This is a genomic window from Micromonospora sp. A202 (genome assembly GCF_006715105.1).
Lineage (GTDB): Bacteria > Actinomycetota > Actinomycetes > Mycobacteriales > Micromonosporaceae > Micromonospora > Micromonospora zamorensis.
In genome coordinates this window covers 2,223,765-2,239,670 of sequence record NZ_VFMP01000001.1, presented here as the reverse complement: position 1 = coordinate 2,239,670, position 15,906 = coordinate 2,223,765, and the positions used below count along the sequence as shown (strand labels likewise).

Annotated in this window: 15 protein-coding genes; 2 read left to right on the top strand and 13 right to left on the bottom strand. The window is 73.0% G+C overall.

Annotated elements, in window-relative coordinates; all coding sequences use genetic code 11:
- The first annotated feature begins 137 nt into the window (after positions 1–137).
- Positions 138–1,028 (top strand): septum formation family protein, encoded by an 891-nt coding sequence (locus FBZ33_RS10285; RefSeq protein ID WP_141908853.1) that lies wholly within the window; start codon positions 138–140, stop codon positions 1,026–1,028.
- 83 nt (positions 1,029–1,111) lie between these two features.
- Entirely contained in the window at positions 1,112–2,002 is an 891-nt protein-coding gene (locus tag FBZ33_RS10280; RefSeq protein WP_141912559.1) for a septum formation family protein, read from the top strand.
- Between the two features lie 65 nt (positions 2,003–2,067).
- Here FBZ33_RS10280 and FBZ33_RS10275 read toward each other — a convergent pair whose 3' ends face one another.
- From FBZ33_RS10275 to FBZ33_RS10215, 13 genes are all read right to left on the bottom strand, one after another.
- Positions 2,068–3,546 (bottom strand): RsmB/NOP family class I SAM-dependent RNA methyltransferase, encoded by a 1,479-nt coding sequence (locus FBZ33_RS10275; RefSeq protein ID WP_370453080.1) that lies wholly within the window; start codon positions 3,544–3,546, stop codon positions 2,068–2,070.
- Complete coding sequence (fmt, locus tag FBZ33_RS10270) at positions 3,501–4,427, bottom strand: methionyl-tRNA formyltransferase (RefSeq protein ID WP_141908852.1); 927 nt, start codon at positions 4,425–4,427, stop codon at positions 3,501–3,503. Before fmt ends, FBZ33_RS10275 begins: the two co-directional genes overlap by 46 nt.
- Positions 4,428–4,431: 4 nt before the next feature.
- Positions 4,432–4,989 (bottom strand): peptide deformylase, encoded by a 558-nt coding sequence (gene def, locus FBZ33_RS10265; protein ID WP_141908851.1) that lies wholly within the window; start codon positions 4,987–4,989, stop codon positions 4,432–4,434.
- Positions 4,990–5,033: 44 nt separating this feature from the next.
- On the bottom strand, positions 5,034–6,302 hold the full coding sequence (locus FBZ33_RS10260; protein WP_141908850.1) for a cytochrome P450: 1,269 nt from the start codon (positions 6,300–6,302) through the stop codon (positions 5,034–5,036).
- A 149-nt stretch (positions 6,303–6,451) separates the two neighbouring features.
- Positions 6,452–7,435, bottom strand: coding sequence for an AAA family ATPase (locus FBZ33_RS10255; RefSeq protein ID WP_088947465.1), 984 nt, complete (start codon positions 7,433–7,435; stop codon positions 6,452–6,454).
- 255 nt (positions 7,436–7,690) lie between these two features.
- Positions 7,691–9,607: a primosomal protein N' gene (locus FBZ33_RS10250; RefSeq protein WP_255508788.1), complete on the bottom strand. Its 1,917-nt coding sequence runs from the start codon at positions 9,605–9,607 to the stop codon at positions 7,691–7,693.
- Positions 9,608–9,666: 59 nt separating this feature from the next.
- Positions 9,667–10,860 (bottom strand): methionine adenosyltransferase, encoded by a 1,194-nt coding sequence (gene metK / locus FBZ33_RS10245; RefSeq protein ID WP_141908849.1) that lies wholly within the window; start codon positions 10,858–10,860, stop codon positions 9,667–9,669.
- Between the two features lie 87 nt (positions 10,861–10,947).
- On the bottom strand, positions 10,948–12,156 hold the full coding sequence (coaBC, locus tag FBZ33_RS10240) for a bifunctional phosphopantothenoylcysteine decarboxylase/phosphopantothenate--cysteine ligase CoaBC (protein WP_141908848.1): 1,209 nt from the start codon (positions 12,154–12,156) through the stop codon (positions 10,948–10,950).
- A gap of 14 nt (positions 12,157–12,170) precedes the next feature.
- Positions 12,171–12,434, bottom strand: coding sequence for a DNA-directed RNA polymerase subunit omega (rpoZ, locus tag FBZ33_RS10235; protein WP_030335666.1), 264 nt, complete (start codon positions 12,432–12,434; stop codon positions 12,171–12,173).
- A 64-nt stretch (positions 12,435–12,498) separates the two neighbouring features.
- Positions 12,499–13,032 (bottom strand): guanylate kinase, encoded by a 534-nt coding sequence (locus FBZ33_RS10230; protein ID WP_141908847.1) that lies wholly within the window; start codon positions 13,030–13,032, stop codon positions 12,499–12,501.
- Positions 13,033–13,057: 25 nt separating this feature from the next.
- Positions 13,058–13,375 (bottom strand): integration host factor, actinobacterial type, encoded by a 318-nt coding sequence (mihF, locus tag FBZ33_RS10225; RefSeq protein WP_124821254.1) that lies wholly within the window; start codon positions 13,373–13,375, stop codon positions 13,058–13,060.
- A gap of 178 nt (positions 13,376–13,553) precedes the next feature.
- Positions 13,554–14,390 (bottom strand): orotidine-5'-phosphate decarboxylase, encoded by an 837-nt coding sequence (pyrF, locus tag FBZ33_RS10220; RefSeq protein WP_141908846.1) that lies wholly within the window; start codon positions 14,388–14,390, stop codon positions 13,554–13,556.
- A gap of 68 nt (positions 14,391–14,458) precedes the next feature.
- Positions 14,459–15,733 (bottom strand): adenosylmethionine--8-amino-7-oxononanoate transaminase, encoded by a 1,275-nt coding sequence (locus FBZ33_RS10215; RefSeq protein WP_141908845.1) that lies wholly within the window; start codon positions 15,731–15,733, stop codon positions 14,459–14,461.
- Between the last annotated feature and the right edge of the window lie 173 nt (positions 15,734–15,906).

Below are 15,906 nucleotides of genomic sequence, written 5' to 3'. Positions count from 1 at the left end.
ACGAACAGACGTCATTGGCTGGCCGATCGACGGAAAGGCGACGACACTCCAACCGGGACTGTGCCGTAGGCTGCACGCCCGCCGGGGTCTCGCCGCGGGGCGCGGTGACCGGCCGCCAGCTCCCGGAAGGGCGGACGATGCGACGGTGGCTTCCAGCGCTGGCGCTGGCCGGCGTCACCACGATGCTGCTGGCCGGCTGCGCGCCGGCGCGAGGCGCGGACGGTGACCTCACCGACGACTGGCCGGCGCTGCGGGTCCCGAAGCCGTTCGCTCCCGCCGCCGACACCTGCCTGCCCCGGATCATCCCGGTCGTGCAGGCCAGCACCTACGAGACGGTGGACTGCGCGCGCAGCCACCTGGCCGAGACCATCCACGTCGGCACGTTCGTCGGGCCCGACGCGCTGACCGAGACCCGACCCGAGTCCGGGTCGCCGGCGCTGCGCACCGCCCGCGCTGAGTGCGACCAGCGGGCCCGGGAGGTGCTCGGCGGCGACTGGCACACCGCCCGGCTGGCGCTGTCGCTCGCGTTGCCGTCCGCACCCGCCTGGTCCGGCGGCGCGCGCTGGTTCCGCTGCGACCTCAGCGAGACCGGCAGCATCGACAACACCCGCCCGGTCAACCGCACCGGCAGCCTGCGCGGCGCGTTGATCGGCGACAACCCGCTGACGCACCGCTGCTTCGACCCGAAGCTGATCGGCGACAACCTCAACTACATGGCGCCGGTGCTCTGCACCGAACCGCACCGCGCCGAGTTCGTGGGCGTCTACGAGGAGCGGGACATGAGCTGGGCCGACTTCAAGAAGTCGCCCGCGCAGGCGCACCAACGTTGCATGCAGTTGATCGCCGAGTTCGCGTCCGTGCCGAACAACAGCGACCTGCCGTACCGGGCCGGGTCCATCTACTACCCACCGTCGCAACGCGAGTGGGAGGAGGGTGACCGGGGCGTTCGGTGTTTCCTGTGGAGCGACGACCGCAAACTCACCCGCTCGATGCGGGGTGCCGGCCCGGAGGGACTACCGGCGATCTGAACATCGGTGCCGTATGCTGCTGCGCCGTGGCGCTACCGACCGGCGAGGTCCGGCCGGAGGCCACCAGCGGCGGGAGGTCGGGGATGCGACGGTGGTTGGCGGCGTTCGCCGGGGGTGCGGCCCTGACCCTGGCACTGGCCGGGTGCGGCGCACCCGCCGGAGTCGACACTGACCTCATCGACGACTGGCCGGCGCCCGTCGCGGCGCAGCAGTTCGTTCCCGCCGCCGACGTCTGCCACCACTCCTCCCAGCAGGTCGGCTTCCTGAGCGGTTACAACCCGATGCCGTGTACCGAGGCGCACCGGGTGGAGACCATGCACGTCGGCACCCTCACCGGCCCGGGCGCCGAGCGCGACGCACCGCCGCAGGCCGGGTCGGTGGGCATGCGGGCCGCGCAGAGCGCCTGCGACACCGAGGTCAACAAGGCGCTGGGCGCCGACTGGCGGGCCGGGCGACTCGGCGTGACAGTCGTGCTGCCCTCGCCGCAGGCGTGGTCGGGCGGGGCCCGCTGGTACCGCTGTGACGTCACCGAGATCGCCAGCATCGACGACACCGCTGTCGACCTGCGCACCGGCAGCCTCCGGGGCGCGCTGTCCGGCGCGGCGCCACTGGCGTACCGCTGCTTCAACCCGAAGCTGGTCAAGGACGACGTCGACGAGATGGTGCCGGTGTCCTGCACCGCCAAGCACCACGCCGAGTTCGTCGGGGTCTGGCAGGCGCCGGACGTCACCTACGCCGAGTTCTCCCGCACCATCAAGCGCACCCACCGTGCCTGCCAGTCGATGATCGCCAAGTACGCGAAGGTACCGGACAACTCCCAGCTCGACTTCCGCGCCGGGACGATCTACTACCAGCCGTACGAGGAGGAGTGGAAGAACGGCAACCGTGGCGTGCAGTGCTTCCTCTGGATCTCCGACCGCAACCTCACCCGCTCGATGAAGAACGCCGGCAACAAGGGCCTCCCGGTCACCTGAGCGCCCCTGAGCTGAAGGAAGGGCCCCGAGGGGCCCTTCCTTCGCGCGTCGGGTGTCGGTGCGACTCAGCCTCGGCGCAGCACGGCGAGGAACATCGCGTCGGTGCCGTGGCGGTGCGGCCAGAGCTGCACGGTCGGCCCGTCGCCCAGACCGGGCATGCCGGCCGGCAGCAGCGGCCGGGCGTCCACGAAGTCCACAGCAACCCCGCTACGGCGGGCCGCCTCGGTCACCGTCACGTGTGTCTCGACAGTGTGCGGCGAGCAGGTGACGTAGGCGACCAGCCCACCGGGGCGGACCGCCCGCAGCGCCGCGCCGAGCAACTCCCGCTGCAGCCGGGTCAGCGGCGGCAGGTCGGACGGCTGGCGACGCCAACGCGACTCCGGCCGGCGGCGCAGCGACCCCAGCCCGGTGCACGGGGCGTCGACCAGCACCCGGTCGAAGTGCTGCTCCGGCAGCTTCGGGTCGCCGCCGACCTCACGGCCGTCCATGGTCAGCACGGCCACCGGCAGATCCCGGGTCGCCAGGGAGACCAGCCGGGCACGGTGCTCGGCCACCTCCACCGCTGTCACCCGGGCACCACGTTGCGCGGCCAGCGCGCCGAGCAGCCCGGCCTTGCCACCCGGGCCGGCGCACAGGTCCAGCCAACGCCCGTCCGGGCCGTCCAGCGGCGCGTCGGCGAGTGCGGCAGCCACCAGCTGGGAGCCCTCGTCCTGGACGTGGGCCCGACCGTCGACCACCGCCGGGATGTCGCCCGGCGCGCCGCCGGGCAGATAGACGGCGTACGGCGAGAAGGCACCGGGCGCTCCGCCGACCTGGTCGGCCAACTCGACCGGGTCAATCAGCCCCGGCCGCGCGCACAGGTGCACCGGCGGGCGCTCATTGTCCTCGATCAGCAGGCGCTCGGTCTCACCCAGATCACCGTCGAGCGCCTCGGAGAACGCCCGCACGATCCACTGCGGGTGGCTGTACGCCAGTGCGAGGTGCCCGACCGGGTCGGTCTCCATCGGCGGGGCGAGCTTCTCCACCCAGGCGTCCGCGTCCCGGGTGGACACCTCGCGCAGCACCGCGTTGGCGAAGCCGGTGGCACCTGGTGCGACCGAGCGGACCAGGTCCACTGTCGACGAGACGGCGGCGTGCGCCGGCACCCGGGTGTGCAGCAGCTGGTACGCCCCGAGCCGCAGCGCGTCACGCACCGGCGGGTCGATCCGGGCCACGTCCCGGCCGGCCGCGTCGGTCAGGATCGCGTCCAACGTGCCGAGGTGGCGCAGGGTGCCGTAGGTCAGTTCGGTGGCGAAGGCCGCGTCCCGACCGAACAGCCCCTCCTCCCGCAGGATCATGGGCAGAACGAGGTTGGCGAACGCGTCGTCGCGGTGCACCGCGGCAACCGCCTCGTACGCCGCACGACGCGGTCGGTCCAGTGGTGGCCGGACCGGCCGGCGGTCCCCGCCACGACCCGCGGGCGGGCCGGAGCGGGTGGGGCGGGTGCCCTCGGGGGCTGTCACGCGAAGTCCTCTCCAGTGCCGACCCGGACGCCGCGCGCCCAGTCGGTCGCGCCCATTGCCCGCTTGCCCGCGGCGCGGACCTCGCCGAGGCGCACCGGCAGTGTCGCCGTGCCGCTCAGCACCCGGGACTTCTCCACCAGCAACTCCCCCGGCTTCAACTCTGGGCCGTCGGGCACCGGCACGACCGGGCCGAGCTTCACCCGCTCGCCCCGGAAGGTGGTCCAGCTGCCCGGGGCCGGGGTGCAGGCCCGGATCCGACGGTCCACGGCGAAGGCCGGATCGCTCCAGCGCACCCGTGCGTCGTCCACAGTCAGCTTCGGCGCCAACGACACCCCGTCGGCGGGCTGCGGCTCGGCCCGGGCGGTGCCGTCGGCGATCGCGTCGAGCACTGCCACCAGCAGACCGGCCCCGGAGTCGGCGAGCCGCTCCAGCAGGTCACCGGAGGTGTCGGCGGCCCGGATCTCGTCGGTCAGGGTGCCGTAGACCGGGCCGGTGTCCAGGCCCTCCTCCAACTGGAAGACGCTGGCACCGGTCAGCTCGTCGCCGTGCAGCACGGCGTGCTGCACGGGTGCGGCACCCCGCCACGCGGGCAGCAGCGAGAAGTGCAGGTTGATCCAGCCGTGCCGGGGGATCTCCAGGGCGGCCGGCGGCACCAACGCGCCGTAGGCCACCACCGGCACGCAGTCCGGCGCGAGCGCGCGGAGCCGGTCGAGGAACTCGGGGTCGCGGGGACGGGCCGGCGTGAGCACCTCGACGCCGTGCTCGTCGGCCCACTCGCCGACCGGGGACCGGGACAGGCCACGCCCGCGTCCGGCGGGCGCGTCGGGCCGGGTGACCACGGCGACCAGCTCGTGCCGGGAGGCGGCGACGGCGGCCAGGGCGGGAACGGCAACGGCCGGCGTGCCGGCGAAGATCACGCGCATCCGGTCACCGACCCAGACCGAACGGGTCGCTGAGGTGCGGGCTGAGCTTCATCGTGGGCGGGGCTGCCGCGTCGTACCAGTCGGCCTGGCGGATCGCCTTCATGGCCTCCTTGCGCCCGGCGGCGTCCAGCCGGTCGAGGAAGAGCACACCGTCGAGGTGGTCGGTCTCGTGCTGCACGCAGCGGGCCATCAGGCCGCTGCCGACGATCTGCATCGGGTCGCCGAACGAGCTGAAGCCCTTGGCGATGACGTTCTGGCGGCGCTTGGTGTCGAAGTAGAGCCCGGGGATGGACAGGCAGCCCTCCGGGCCGTCCTGCTCCTCCTCGTCGGGGAACTCGAGCACGGGGTTGACCAGGTGCCCGAGCACGTCGTCGACGTCGAAGGCGAACACCCGCAGGCTCACACCGAGCTGCGGGGCGGCCAGGCCGGCGCCGTTCTGCTCACGCATCGTGTCGGTGAGGTCGGCGACGAGCCGACGCAGCTCGGCGTCGAAGTCGACCACCGGATCGGCCGGCGTGCGCAGCACCGGATCCCCAAACAGACGGATGGGCTGGACGGTCACGCGGGGTGGCTCCTTCATGGGTCGGACGGGGATGCCGTACCAGTCTACGGAGTGCCCCGCCACGTGCCGGCCGGCGTACCTCGATCGGCGACGGCCGGTGTGCCCAGCGTCACCAGCAGGCTCTCGTAGCCACGCAGGGTCAGCCGGGTCCGGTGCCGGGGCTGCTCGGCCAGCGCCAGCTCGGGGAGGCGGCGCAGCAGCATCGGGAAGGCCAGTTGCGCCTCCAGCCGGGCCAGGCCGGCGCCGAGGCAGTAGTGCGGGCCGGCGCCGAAGGACAGCGGGTGCGCCTGGTCACGGGTCGGGTCGAAGCGCTGTGGGTCGGGAAACCGGCGCGGGTCCCGGTTCGCCGCGCCGAGCAGCAGCAGCGTCGTGCTGCCGGCCGGGAGGTCGAGCCCGCCGCAGCGCACCGGCGCCGTGCTGGTGCGGGTGGTCAGCTGCACCGGCGAGTCGTAGCGCAGCAGCTCCTCGACGTACGCCGGGGCGAGCGCGGGATCGGCGCGCAGCTCGGCGGCGGCGGCCGGGTGGTCCAGCAGCACGACGAGACCGTTGCCGAGCAGGTTGGTGGTGGTCTCGAAGCCGGCCACCAGCAGCACCACCAGGTTGGCCAGCAGTTCGTCGCCGGTGAGCCGGTCGCCGTCGGCGTCGTGCACCTGGACCAGCGCGGTGGTCAGGTCGTCGGCCGGTGCCCGCCGCCGGGCGACGATCAGCTCGACGAAGTAGTCGCGCAGCTCGGAGGCGCCCGCGTCGGCGACCGTCAACTCCTCGGGGGTTATCTCCGGCTCCAGCACCCCGGTCAGGTCACCGGCCCAACGGCGGAACAGCGGCCGGTCGGCGGCGGGTACGCCGAGCAGCTCGCAGATCACCCCGACCGGCAGCGGGTACGCGAAGTCGGCCAGCACGTCGACCGGAGCATCGTCCTCGGCCCGGGAGACGATCGCGTCGAGCAGTTCCTCGGCCTGTGCCCGCACCACGTCGCGCATCCCGGCGATCCGGCGGGGGCTGAACGCCCCGGCGGCCAGCCGACGCATCCGGCTGTGGTCCGGCGGGTTGGTCCGCAGCATGGACCGGGCGATCGACGACACGGCGGGGCTGTCCCGCCAGTTCGGCCAGACCTCGTCGCGCAGCGGGTCGTCGAGCACCCCGAGGCGGGGGTCGCGCAGCAGCTCGTCGGCCTCCGGGTAGCCGGTCACCACGTACATGCCCGGCATCGCCTGCACCACCGGCCCGTGGGCGCGCAGCCGCTCGTACGTCGGGTACGGGTCGACGCGTCCCTGCGGCGACATGAGCAGTGTGAGCGCTTCGGCAGCCTCCATGGCCGGCCTCCCCCGTCGATGCGTCGGAGGTTCCATCATCCCGGTGCGGCCGCCATCCGGCAGCCCTCGGCGCCGTGCAGTCGACGTCGAGCACAGGCGCCGGCGACTCAGGCGCCGGCGCCCAGAGCTCAGGCGCTGGCGCCCAGAGCTCAGGCGCTGGCGGCCGGGTCCCCGGCGAGCACCGCGTCACCGCGGAGCAGCGCGGGCTCGGGCAGCGGCAGCTGGATCTTGTGAGCCGCCTCCCAGTCGTAGATCAGGCCGGGGCGGACCTGGGCGGCGAAGTAGTCGATCGCCGTCATCCCACCCACGACCGGCTCGTCGACCTCGGCGACCAGCTGGGCGGGGACCATGGAGAACCCGTTCTGGAGGGCGGCGCTGAGGCGGCGGTGACCGTCGACGACGAAGAAGTACTCGCCGGTGAACCCGATCTTCAGGGGTTCGAGGGCCTCGTCGCCGGCCTCGGCCACGTCGCCGACGAAGTCGGTGTCCCACAGACCGCGCAGCGTGGCGATGTCCTCGGTCGGGTAGACGCGGGCCGGGTCCAGCAGCAGCAGCGGCGGGCCGTCACGCAGCACCTCGGCGCCGAGCTTCCCCTCGTACGCGGCGACGATGTGCTCGATCACCTCGGTGGCGGACGCCCGGGTGGTGTCGCAGATCAGGTCGTAGTTGCGCAGCCGGGCCTTGTCCACGCCGTATCGGATGATGAACCGGCTGCGCTCGCTCACGCTGCGCTCACGAAGCTTGGCCTTGGCCTCCTCCAGGGAGGCGTAGCTCTCCGCCGGGCCGGACGGTCGGGCGAGCACCCGACGGGCCGCCTCGCCCGGCTCGGTGATCATGTGGACCTTGAGCGCGTCGGTGAAGAAGTGCCAGGCCAGCCGGGAGTCCATGACCAGGCGCTCACCGGAGGCGGCGATGTCCCGCTGAAGCTGGTCGACGTAGCCGTCGACAGCCTGGTCGAGCTCGGCGTGCAGGTTGAGCTGCAACGCGGTCATCTGCCGCTGCTGCGCCATCTCCCGGTAGAGGTCCCCCACACTGACCCGGCGCATGCCGAGCCGCTTGGCGATCTCGACCGACACGGTGCTCTTGCCGCTGCCGAGGTCGCCGTTGAAGACGATCGATTGTCCAACGGTCACGACTGGTCCACCCCTGATCACCGGATCATTGACATCATCGACATCGCGCCCGAGCAACGCGTTACCGCCATTGTCGCGCCATCCTGCGGCGGCCCCGACTCGGCGCGTCCGACGCTCCGTCGCGACCTGGAGCCGCCGTACGCCTCGGCATGACGGGCGATGCTACCACTCTGGCGCCACCGCCCTGCCGGACGCGGTGTGCGGGCGACCACCCGACGGACGGGCTGCTGCACCGCCGGCACCGGCGGAAACTTCTCAGAAGAGGCTCAACGGATCGACCTGGAGACGGACCGGGTCGGCGGCCTTGCGGGCGGCACGAACACCGGCAGCCGAGTGCAGCGCCTCGGCGAGCGCGGCAGCTCGGGCCCGGGGCACCCGGACCAGCATCCGCTCCCGGCCCTCCTCGGCCGGCACCGGCCCGAGCACCTCGGCGTCCGCGGGCAGCCGGGCAGCGGTGAGCAGGTCCGCCACCGCCTCGGCCGGGCCGGTGACGCTCGCCATCCGTACCGCCGGCGGGAAGCCCAGCTCCCGGCGCTCGGCCAACTCCCGGCCGGCGAACCAGGCCGCGTCCCAGCGCAGCAACGCCTGTACCGGGGCGAGCGCGCCGTCGGCGACCACCACCACCCGGCCGGCCGGCGCCGGGCGGGCCAGGGCCGCCGCGGCCAGCCAGCGCCGCAGCGCCTCCTCCCCGGCCCGCAGGTCGGCCCGGGTCAGCAGGGCCCACGAGTCGAGCAGCAGCACCGCGCCGTAGCCGCCCTCGGCGACCGGCTCCGCACCCGGCGTGGCCACCACCAGGGCCGCGCCGCCGGGCACGTCGGTCAGCACCTCCTCGCGCCCGGAGGTGCGCACCGGGACGTCGGGAAACGCCCGGCCCAGTTCCTCGGCGGTCCGCCGGGCGCCGGTCACCGCGGCCCGCAGCCGCCGCCCACCGCACTCCGGGCAGGCGTACGCGGCGGCCACCCGGGCACACCACCGGCAGGCCGGGGTGCCGCCGGCCGAGGGCAGCGCGAGCGGGCCGGCGCAGTGCGCGCAGCGCGCCGGGGTGCGGCATTCGGCGCAGGAGATCGACGGCAGGTATCCGCGCCGGGGCACCTGCACCAGCACCGGATGGTCCTGCCGGAGGGCGTCGCGGGCAGCCGTCCAGGCCAGGCTGGGCAGCCGGGCGGTGGCGGCCCCGGGGTCGCGGGCCAGTTGGGGGTCGTCGCCGGTCGGCGCGATGGCCGGGATCCGGGCCCGCACGGTCGCCCGGTCGGCGACCACCTCCCGCGCCCAGCCGGTCTCCAGCAGCAGTTGCGCCTCGGAGGTCCGGGCGTACCCACCGACCAGCGCCCCGGCCTCGGCGAGCTGGACGCGGGTGAGCAGCACGTCACGGGCGTGCGGGTAGGGGGCCCGGGGTTCGGAGTGCAGGTCGTCGCCGTCGTCCCAGATGGCGACCAGGCCGAGCCGGTCCACCGGGGCGAACATCGCCGCCCGGGTGCCGATCACCACCGGCACCTGGCCGCGGCGGGCGGCGAGGAACGCCCGGTAGCGCCGGGCCGGCCCGAGCGCGGCGGAGAGGCTGACGTGCCGTCCCGGACCGAGCACGCTGGTGAGCGCGGCGTCCAGCCGGTCGAGGTCACGGGCGTCGGGCACCACGACGACCGCGCCGCGCCCCCCGGCGACGGTGGCGGCCACCGCGTCGGCGTAGCGGGCCGCCCAGTCCTCGCCGGGCAGCGCCGACCAGACCGCGCGCGGTGCGCGGCCGTCGGTGAGCGCGCGCAGCAGCGCGGGGCCGGTCGGGTAGTCCCGCCAGCCACGGGGGTCGACCGCTGCGGCCTCGGCGACGGCCGTCGGGCCGGGTTCGTCGTCGCGGGCCTCCTTCTCCACCCGCGCGTGCCGGGGCGGCACGGCGAGCCGGAGCACGTCGGCGAGGTTGCCCGCGTACCGGTCGGCGACCGCCCGGGCCAGCCGGGCGACCTCGGGCGCCAGCACCGGTTCCGGCGAGACCACCTTCTCCAGGTACGCGAGGCGGCCGGTGTGCCCGGAGTCGTCGGCACGGGACAGCAACCACCCGTCGACGAGCTGCCCGGCGAATCGCACCTTCACCCGCGTACCGGGAACCGCCACCTCGTCCAGCTCGGCGGGCACCAGGTAGTCGAACGGGCGGTCCAGGTGTGCCAGCGGGACATCCACGCAGACGCGCGCGACCGGCGACCCATCCGCGGGTCGCCGGTCGCTGTGCCTGGTGGCGGTCAGGCTCCTGCGGCCGACTTGAGGTCGGCGGCCCGGTCGGTGCTCTCCCAGGTCAGGTCCGGCAGCTCCCGGCCGAAGTGGCCGTACGCGGCGGTCTGCTGGTAGATCGGGCGGAGCAGGTTGAGGTCCCGGATGATCGCGGCTGGGCGCAGGTCGAACACCTCGGCGACGGCCTTCTCGATCGAGGACACCGGCACGGTCTCGGTGCCGAACGTCTCGATGAACAGGCTCACCGGGTGCGCCTTGCCGATGGCGTAGGCGACCTGCGCCTCGCACCGCTCGGCCAGGCCGGCGGCGACCACGTTCTTGGCGACCCAGCGCATCGCGTACGCGGCCGAGCGGTCCACCTTGGACGGGTCCTTGCCGGAGAACGCGCCACCGCCGTGCCGGGCGTACCCGCCGTAGGTGTCGACGATGATCTTGCGGCCGGTCAGGCCGGCGTCACCCATCGGGCCGCCGATCTCGAAGCGGCCGGTCGGGTTGACCAGCAGCCGGTAGCCCTCGGTGTCCAACCCGAGGCTCTCCAGCTCCGGCGCGATGACGTGGTCACGCACGTCCGGGGTGAGCAGCGAGTCCAGCGAGATGTCCGCGGCGTGCTGGCTGGACACGACAACGGTGTTCAGCCGGACCGGGCGCAGCCCCTCGTACTCGATGGTGACCTGGGTCTTGCCGTCCGGGCGCAGGTAGGGGATCGTGCCGTCCTTGCGGACCGCGGCGAGCCGGCGGGCCAGCCGGTGGGCGAGGGCGATCGGCAGCGGCATCAGCTCGGGCGTCTCCGAGCAGGCGAAGCCGAACATCATGCCCTGGTCGCCGGCGCCCTGCGCGTCCAGCGCGCTCTCCGACGCCCCGGTACGCAGCTCGAAGGCGTTGTCCACGCCCTGCGCGATGTCCTCGGACTGCGCGCCGATGGAGACGCTGACCCCGCAGGAGGCACCGTCGAAGCCCTTCTTCGACGAGTCGTAGCCGATGTCGAGGATGGTCCGGCGGACGATCGTCGGGATGTCGGCGTACGCCTTGGTGGTCACCTCACCGGCGATGTGCACCTGGCCGGTGGTGATCATGGTCTCCACCGCGACCCGGCTGTGCGGGTCCTCGGCCAGCAGCGCGTCGAGGATGCCATCGCTGATCTGGTCAGCGATCTTGTCCGGGTGGCCTTCCGTGACCGATTCGGACGTGAAGAGACGGCGTGTCACGGCACTCCTAAGCGTGTGAGGTCGTTCCGCGGCAGTCTAATCACCACTGCGGCCGGTGTCGGGATCGGTCGCGCCGTTTACCACTCGTCAGGAACTGCCGGGCAGCCGCGCCACGACGAGATCCCAGACGGTGTCGGCCACGGCCTCCTTGGCCTGCTCGGGAAGCCGGCTGACCGAGCCGTCCGCCCCGATGACCGTCACCGTGTTGGTGTCGGCACCGAACACCTTGTCGGGGCCGACCTCGTTGATCACGATCAGGTCGGCCCGCTTCCGGGCGAGCTTTGCTCGGCCGTTGGCCTCGGCGTCGCCGGTCTCGGCGGCGAACACCACCAGCAGCTGCTCCGGTCGCTTGCGCTGGCCGAGCTCCGCTGCGATGTCGGGGTTCGTGACGAGCTCGATGGTGGGCGCGACACCATCGTCCGACTTCTTGATTTTGCCAGCCGCGTACGTCGCCGGGCGGAAATCGGCCGGAGCCGCCGCCATCACCACCGCGTCCGCGTCGACGGCGGCCTTCACCGTCGCCTCCCGCAGCTCGGCGGTGGTGCCCACCCGGATCAGGTCGACGCCGGCGGGATCGGGCAGGGAGACGTTCGCCGCGATCAGGGTGACCCGGGCGCCCCGGGCCACGGCGGCGCGGGCGAACGCGTAACCCTGCTTGCCCGAGGAGCGGTTGCCCAGGAAACGGACCGGGTCCAGTGGCTCCCGGGTGCCACCCGCGGTGACGACCACCCGACGGCCGGCCAGGTCGGCGGGGGCGACGTCGCCCCGGGCCAGCACCTGACGGGCGATGGCGAAGATCTCCGCCGGGTCGGGCAGTCGCCCCTTGCCGGTGTCGACGCCGGTGAGCCGGCCGACGGCGGGCTCGATGACCCGGACGCCCCGGGAGCGCAGCGTGGCGACGTTGGCGACGGTGGCCGGGTGCTCCCACATCTCGGTGTGCATGGCGGGGGCCAGCAGCACCGGGCAGCGGGCGGTCAGCAGGGTGTTGGTCAGCAGATCGTCGGCGAGCCCGTGCGCGGCCTTGGCGAGCAGGTCGGTGGTGGTCGGCGCGACCACCACCAGGTCGGCCTGCTTACCGAGTCGGACGTGCGGCACCTCGTGGACGTCGGTCCAGACGTCGTCGGCGACCGGCTGGCCGGAGAGTGCCGCCCAGGTCGGCGCCCCGACGAACCGGAGCGCCGACGCGGTCGGCACGACACGGACCCGGTGACCTGATTCGGTGAAGAGTCGCAGCAGCTCGCACGCCTTGTAGGCGGCGATGCCGCCGCCAACCCCGAGGACGATCGAGGCGGACATCGGCCGGCGAGTGCTTACGGCTGGTCGGTCGGCTCGGCGGTGAGCAGGCCCGAGTTGATCTCGCGCATGGCGATGGAGAGGGGCTTCTCCTGCGGGGTGGTCTCGACGAGCGGGCCGACGTATTCCAGCAGACCCTCACCGAGCTGGCTGTAGTAGGCGTTGACCTGGCGCGCGCGCTTGGCGGCGAAGATGACCAGCGCGTACTTCGACGTCGTCTTCTCGAGGAGCTCGTCGATCGGCGGGTTGGTGATGCCTTCGGGGTTGGCGATGGATCCCACGAATTAACCTCTGCGTCTTTCGAGCCGCGCGGACGCGGTGCTGAGTCTCAACAGCGGCCGACCGTCAGCCGCGCACTCGCGACCGGGTCGGATCCGGATAAGAAGAACCGAGTAAGCCTACCAGCTCGTCGGCCACACGCTCGGTGAGGTCGTGGGTCAGCGTGTGCTCGAAGGCGGCCGCCACCACGGCGTCGGGGTGATACCCGGGTGGGCTCAGCAGCACCAGCCGCGAATCGGGCAGGCGCGCGCGCACCAGCGGGGCGCCGGGCAGGTCGAGCGAAAGAAGCACCGGCTGCCCGGCGTCGAGCCGGGCGCGCAGCGGTTGGTACGGGGTGCCCCGGCGGTACGAGCCGATCCGGGACCACTCCAGCAGCTCGCCGGCGACGAGTCGGCGATCGAACTCGGCGGGGGCGAGGAAGACGCGGTCAACGCCGTCGATTTCCGACGCCCGGCGCGGCCGTGTGGTCGCCGGCACCGGCAACCACACGGACGGAGAACGCGCCCGGACGAGCTCGACGACACTCTCCCTGCCGGAACCCGAAGGTCCAGCCAGGACAGTGAGCCGAGCCGCCGGGCGCGCCTCGTCATCCGTGCTCACTGCTTGTTTCTACACGCTGCCAGGTTCAGTTGGCGGCGAACTCTCCAAGCAGTGCCTTGCGCTGCTGCTCGCCGAGGCCACGCAGGCGACGGCTGTCGGCGATCTTGAGCTTCTCCATGATCTGGGTCGCCCGGATCTTGCCGATACCCGGCATGGCCTGCAGGACGGCCGAAACCTTGAGCTTGCCGACGACGTCGTCGCCCTCGGCGCGCTCGAGGACAGCACCGAGGGTGGTCTTGCCCTGCTTGAGCTGCTCCTTCAGCTGAGCACGGGCCTTGCGGATCTCCGCGGCCTTCTCGAGCGCGGCAGCGCGTTGTTCGGGGGTCAGTGACGGGAGCGGCACCAGTTCTCCTCAGGTCCCTATCGCGGCGGGCGGGGCGCACCGCCGCATCTGTGAAACATGGTGTCGCTGTGAACCAAGGGGTCCGTGGTTCCCAGCGCGGGGAAAACTAGCGGTCAACGGAGCTTTCGGCAACGTGGGGGGCCCATGATCAACGCACAGTGACCGACCCGTCAGTCAGTCACCGGGCAGGCAATACGGCCCGACAGTCGGCCAGAACCCGGTCCGCGGCGGCCCGCAGGGCAGCGACGTCGGGGCCCGCCGAGAGCACCTCCCGGGAGTACGACGGGAGCACCGAGCCCAGGCTCGAACCGAAGACGGTACGCAGATCGGCTGCCCCGGCACCCTGCGCGCCGAGGCCCGGGGCGAGCAGTGGACCCCCCACGCCGGAGAGGTCATGACCGGTGTCGCCGATGGTCGCCCCGACCACCAGACCGAAGCTCCCGAGTGGTGTCGCACCCCTGTTGAGCTGGGAAATCTCGTCGATGACGGTCTGCGCCACGGTGCGGCCGTCGACCGTACGGGCCCGCTGCACGGCCGCGCCCTCGGGGTTGGAGGTGAGGGCGAGCACGAACACCCCGCCGCCGTGCTGGGCGGCCAGCTCGAACATCGGCGCCAGCGAACCGACCCCGAGGTAGGGGCTCGCGGTGACCGCGTCGACATACAGCGGGCTGGATGGATCAAGGTACGCGGAGGCGTACGCGCTCACCGTCGAGCCGATGTCGCCGCGCTTGACGTCAAGGAGAACGAGCGAGCCGGCATCCCGTAACTGTCGGATAGTTGACTCAAGAATCGCCACGCCGTGGGACCCGAATCGCTCGAAAAAGGCCGACTGAGGCTTGACCACCGCAACCCGGTCACCGAGGGCTTCCACGACGGTTTGGGTGAAGCGGTCAAGACCCTGAAGGTCGTCGGCGAGACCCCAGCGGGCCAGCAGACCGGGATGCGGGTCGATGCCCACACAGAGCGGCCCCCGCTCGTCGACCGCCCGGTGCAGCCGGCTTCCGAAGCTCTCCATCCGGTACTCCCTCTCTCCTCCTGCCGGGCGGCGGACCGCCTCCCGGGTACCCGTCGACCACTACCGGTTCAGCCGGCCGCCACCGCCGCCGCGACGCCAGCCGCGATCCGAGCCAGGTCGACGTCGTCGGTGACGTACGGCGGCATCGTGTAGACCAGGTCGCGGAACGGGCGCAACCACACCCCCTGCTCGACCGCGGCCCTGGTGGCCGCGCCGAGGTCGACCTCGTGATCGAGCTGCACCACCCCGATCGCGCCGAGCACCCGCACGTCGGCGACGCCCGGCGTACCGCGCAGGGGCTCCAGACCGGCACGCAGACCGGCGCCGACCCTGGCGACCTGCCCCGCCCAGTCCCCGGCCCGCAGCAGCCCGATGGAGGCGTTGGCCACCGCGCAGGCCAACGGGTTGCCCATGAACGTGGGCCCGTGCGCCAGGACGCCGGCGGCGGAGATGCCACGGGCGACCTCCGGGGTGCAGAGCGTCGCCGCGAGCGTCAGGTAGCCCCCGGTGAGTGCCTTGCCCACGCACAGCACGTCCGGGGTCACCCCGGCGTGCTCGGCCGCGAACATCGCACCGGTACGGCCGAACCCGGTGGCGATCTCGTCGAAGATCAGCAGCACCCCGTGGGCGCGGGTCACCTCGCGCAGCACCCGCAGGTAACCCGGGTGGTGGAAACGCATCCCGCCGGCACCCTGGACGACGGGTTCGACGATAACCGCGGCCAGCTCGTCGGCGTACCGCTCGACGGTCTGCACCAACGCCGCCACGTACGCGTCGTCGGGCGGGTCGTCGAAGCCGCCCGGCGGAACCGGCGCGAACACCTGCCGGGGCAGCACGTCGCCCCAGAGGTGGTGCATGCCGCCCTCCGGGTCGCAGACGCTCATCGGGTGGAACGTGTCGCCGTGGTAGCCGCCCCGCCAGGTCGCCAGCCGGCGTCGCTGCGGCTGCCCGACGGCCCGCTGGTACTGCAGGCACATCTTCACCGCCACCTCCACGCTGACGGAGCCGGAGTCGGCCAGGAACACGTGCTCCAGGCCCTCCGGGGTCAGCTCGACCAGGGTCCGGGCGAGCTGCACGGCGGGCTCGTGGGTGAGCCCGCCGAACATCACGTGACTCATCCGGCCGAGCTGGTCGGTCACCGCCGCGTCCAGCACCGGGTGCCGGTACCCGTGGATCGCCGCCCACCAGGACGACATCCCGTCCACCAGCTCCCGCCCGTCGGCCAGCCGCAGCCGTACTCCCTCGGCGCTCCGCACCACGTACGGCGGGTTCGTCGGCGGCAGCGCGGCGTACGGGTGCCAGACGTGCGCCCGGTCGGCGGCCAGGATCTCCTCGGGTGTCACGCGTACTCCTTCGTGCCTCAGGCGGCCCGGACGGCGGACGTCCTGCGGCCGGGTCGAACCTCGCCGTCGCCCGCGCCGCCGCCGCTCCCCTGTCCGCTGCCTTTGCTCTGCACCCACGGACGCGACACCCGGGGACGCGACACCCGGGGACGCGACACCCGGGGACGCGACAC

Bases quoted from the DNA above. Each gene is read 5' to 3' on its own strand.
- FBZ33_RS10285 (WP_141908853.1), top strand. From the start codon at position 138: ATGCGACGGTGGCTTCCAGCGCTGGCGCTGGCCGGCGTCACCACGATG.
- pyrF (WP_141908846.1), bottom strand. From the start codon at position 14,390: ATGGAGAGCTTCGGAAGCCGGCTGCACCGGGCGGTCGACGAGCGGGGG.
- coaBC (WP_141908848.1), bottom strand. From the start codon at position 12,156: ATGTCCGCCTCGATCGTCCTCGGGGTTGGCGGCGGCATCGCCGCCTAC.
- FBZ33_RS10260 (WP_141908850.1), bottom strand. From the start codon at position 6,302: ATGGAGGCTGCCGAAGCGCTCACACTGCTCATGTCGCCGCAGGGACGC.
- FBZ33_RS10280 (WP_141912559.1), top strand. From the start codon at position 1,112: ATGCGACGGTGGTTGGCGGCGTTCGCCGGGGGTGCGGCCCTGACCCTG.
- fmt (WP_141908852.1), bottom strand. From the start codon at position 4,427: ATGCGCGTGATCTTCGCCGGCACGCCGGCCGTTGCCGTTCCCGCCCTG.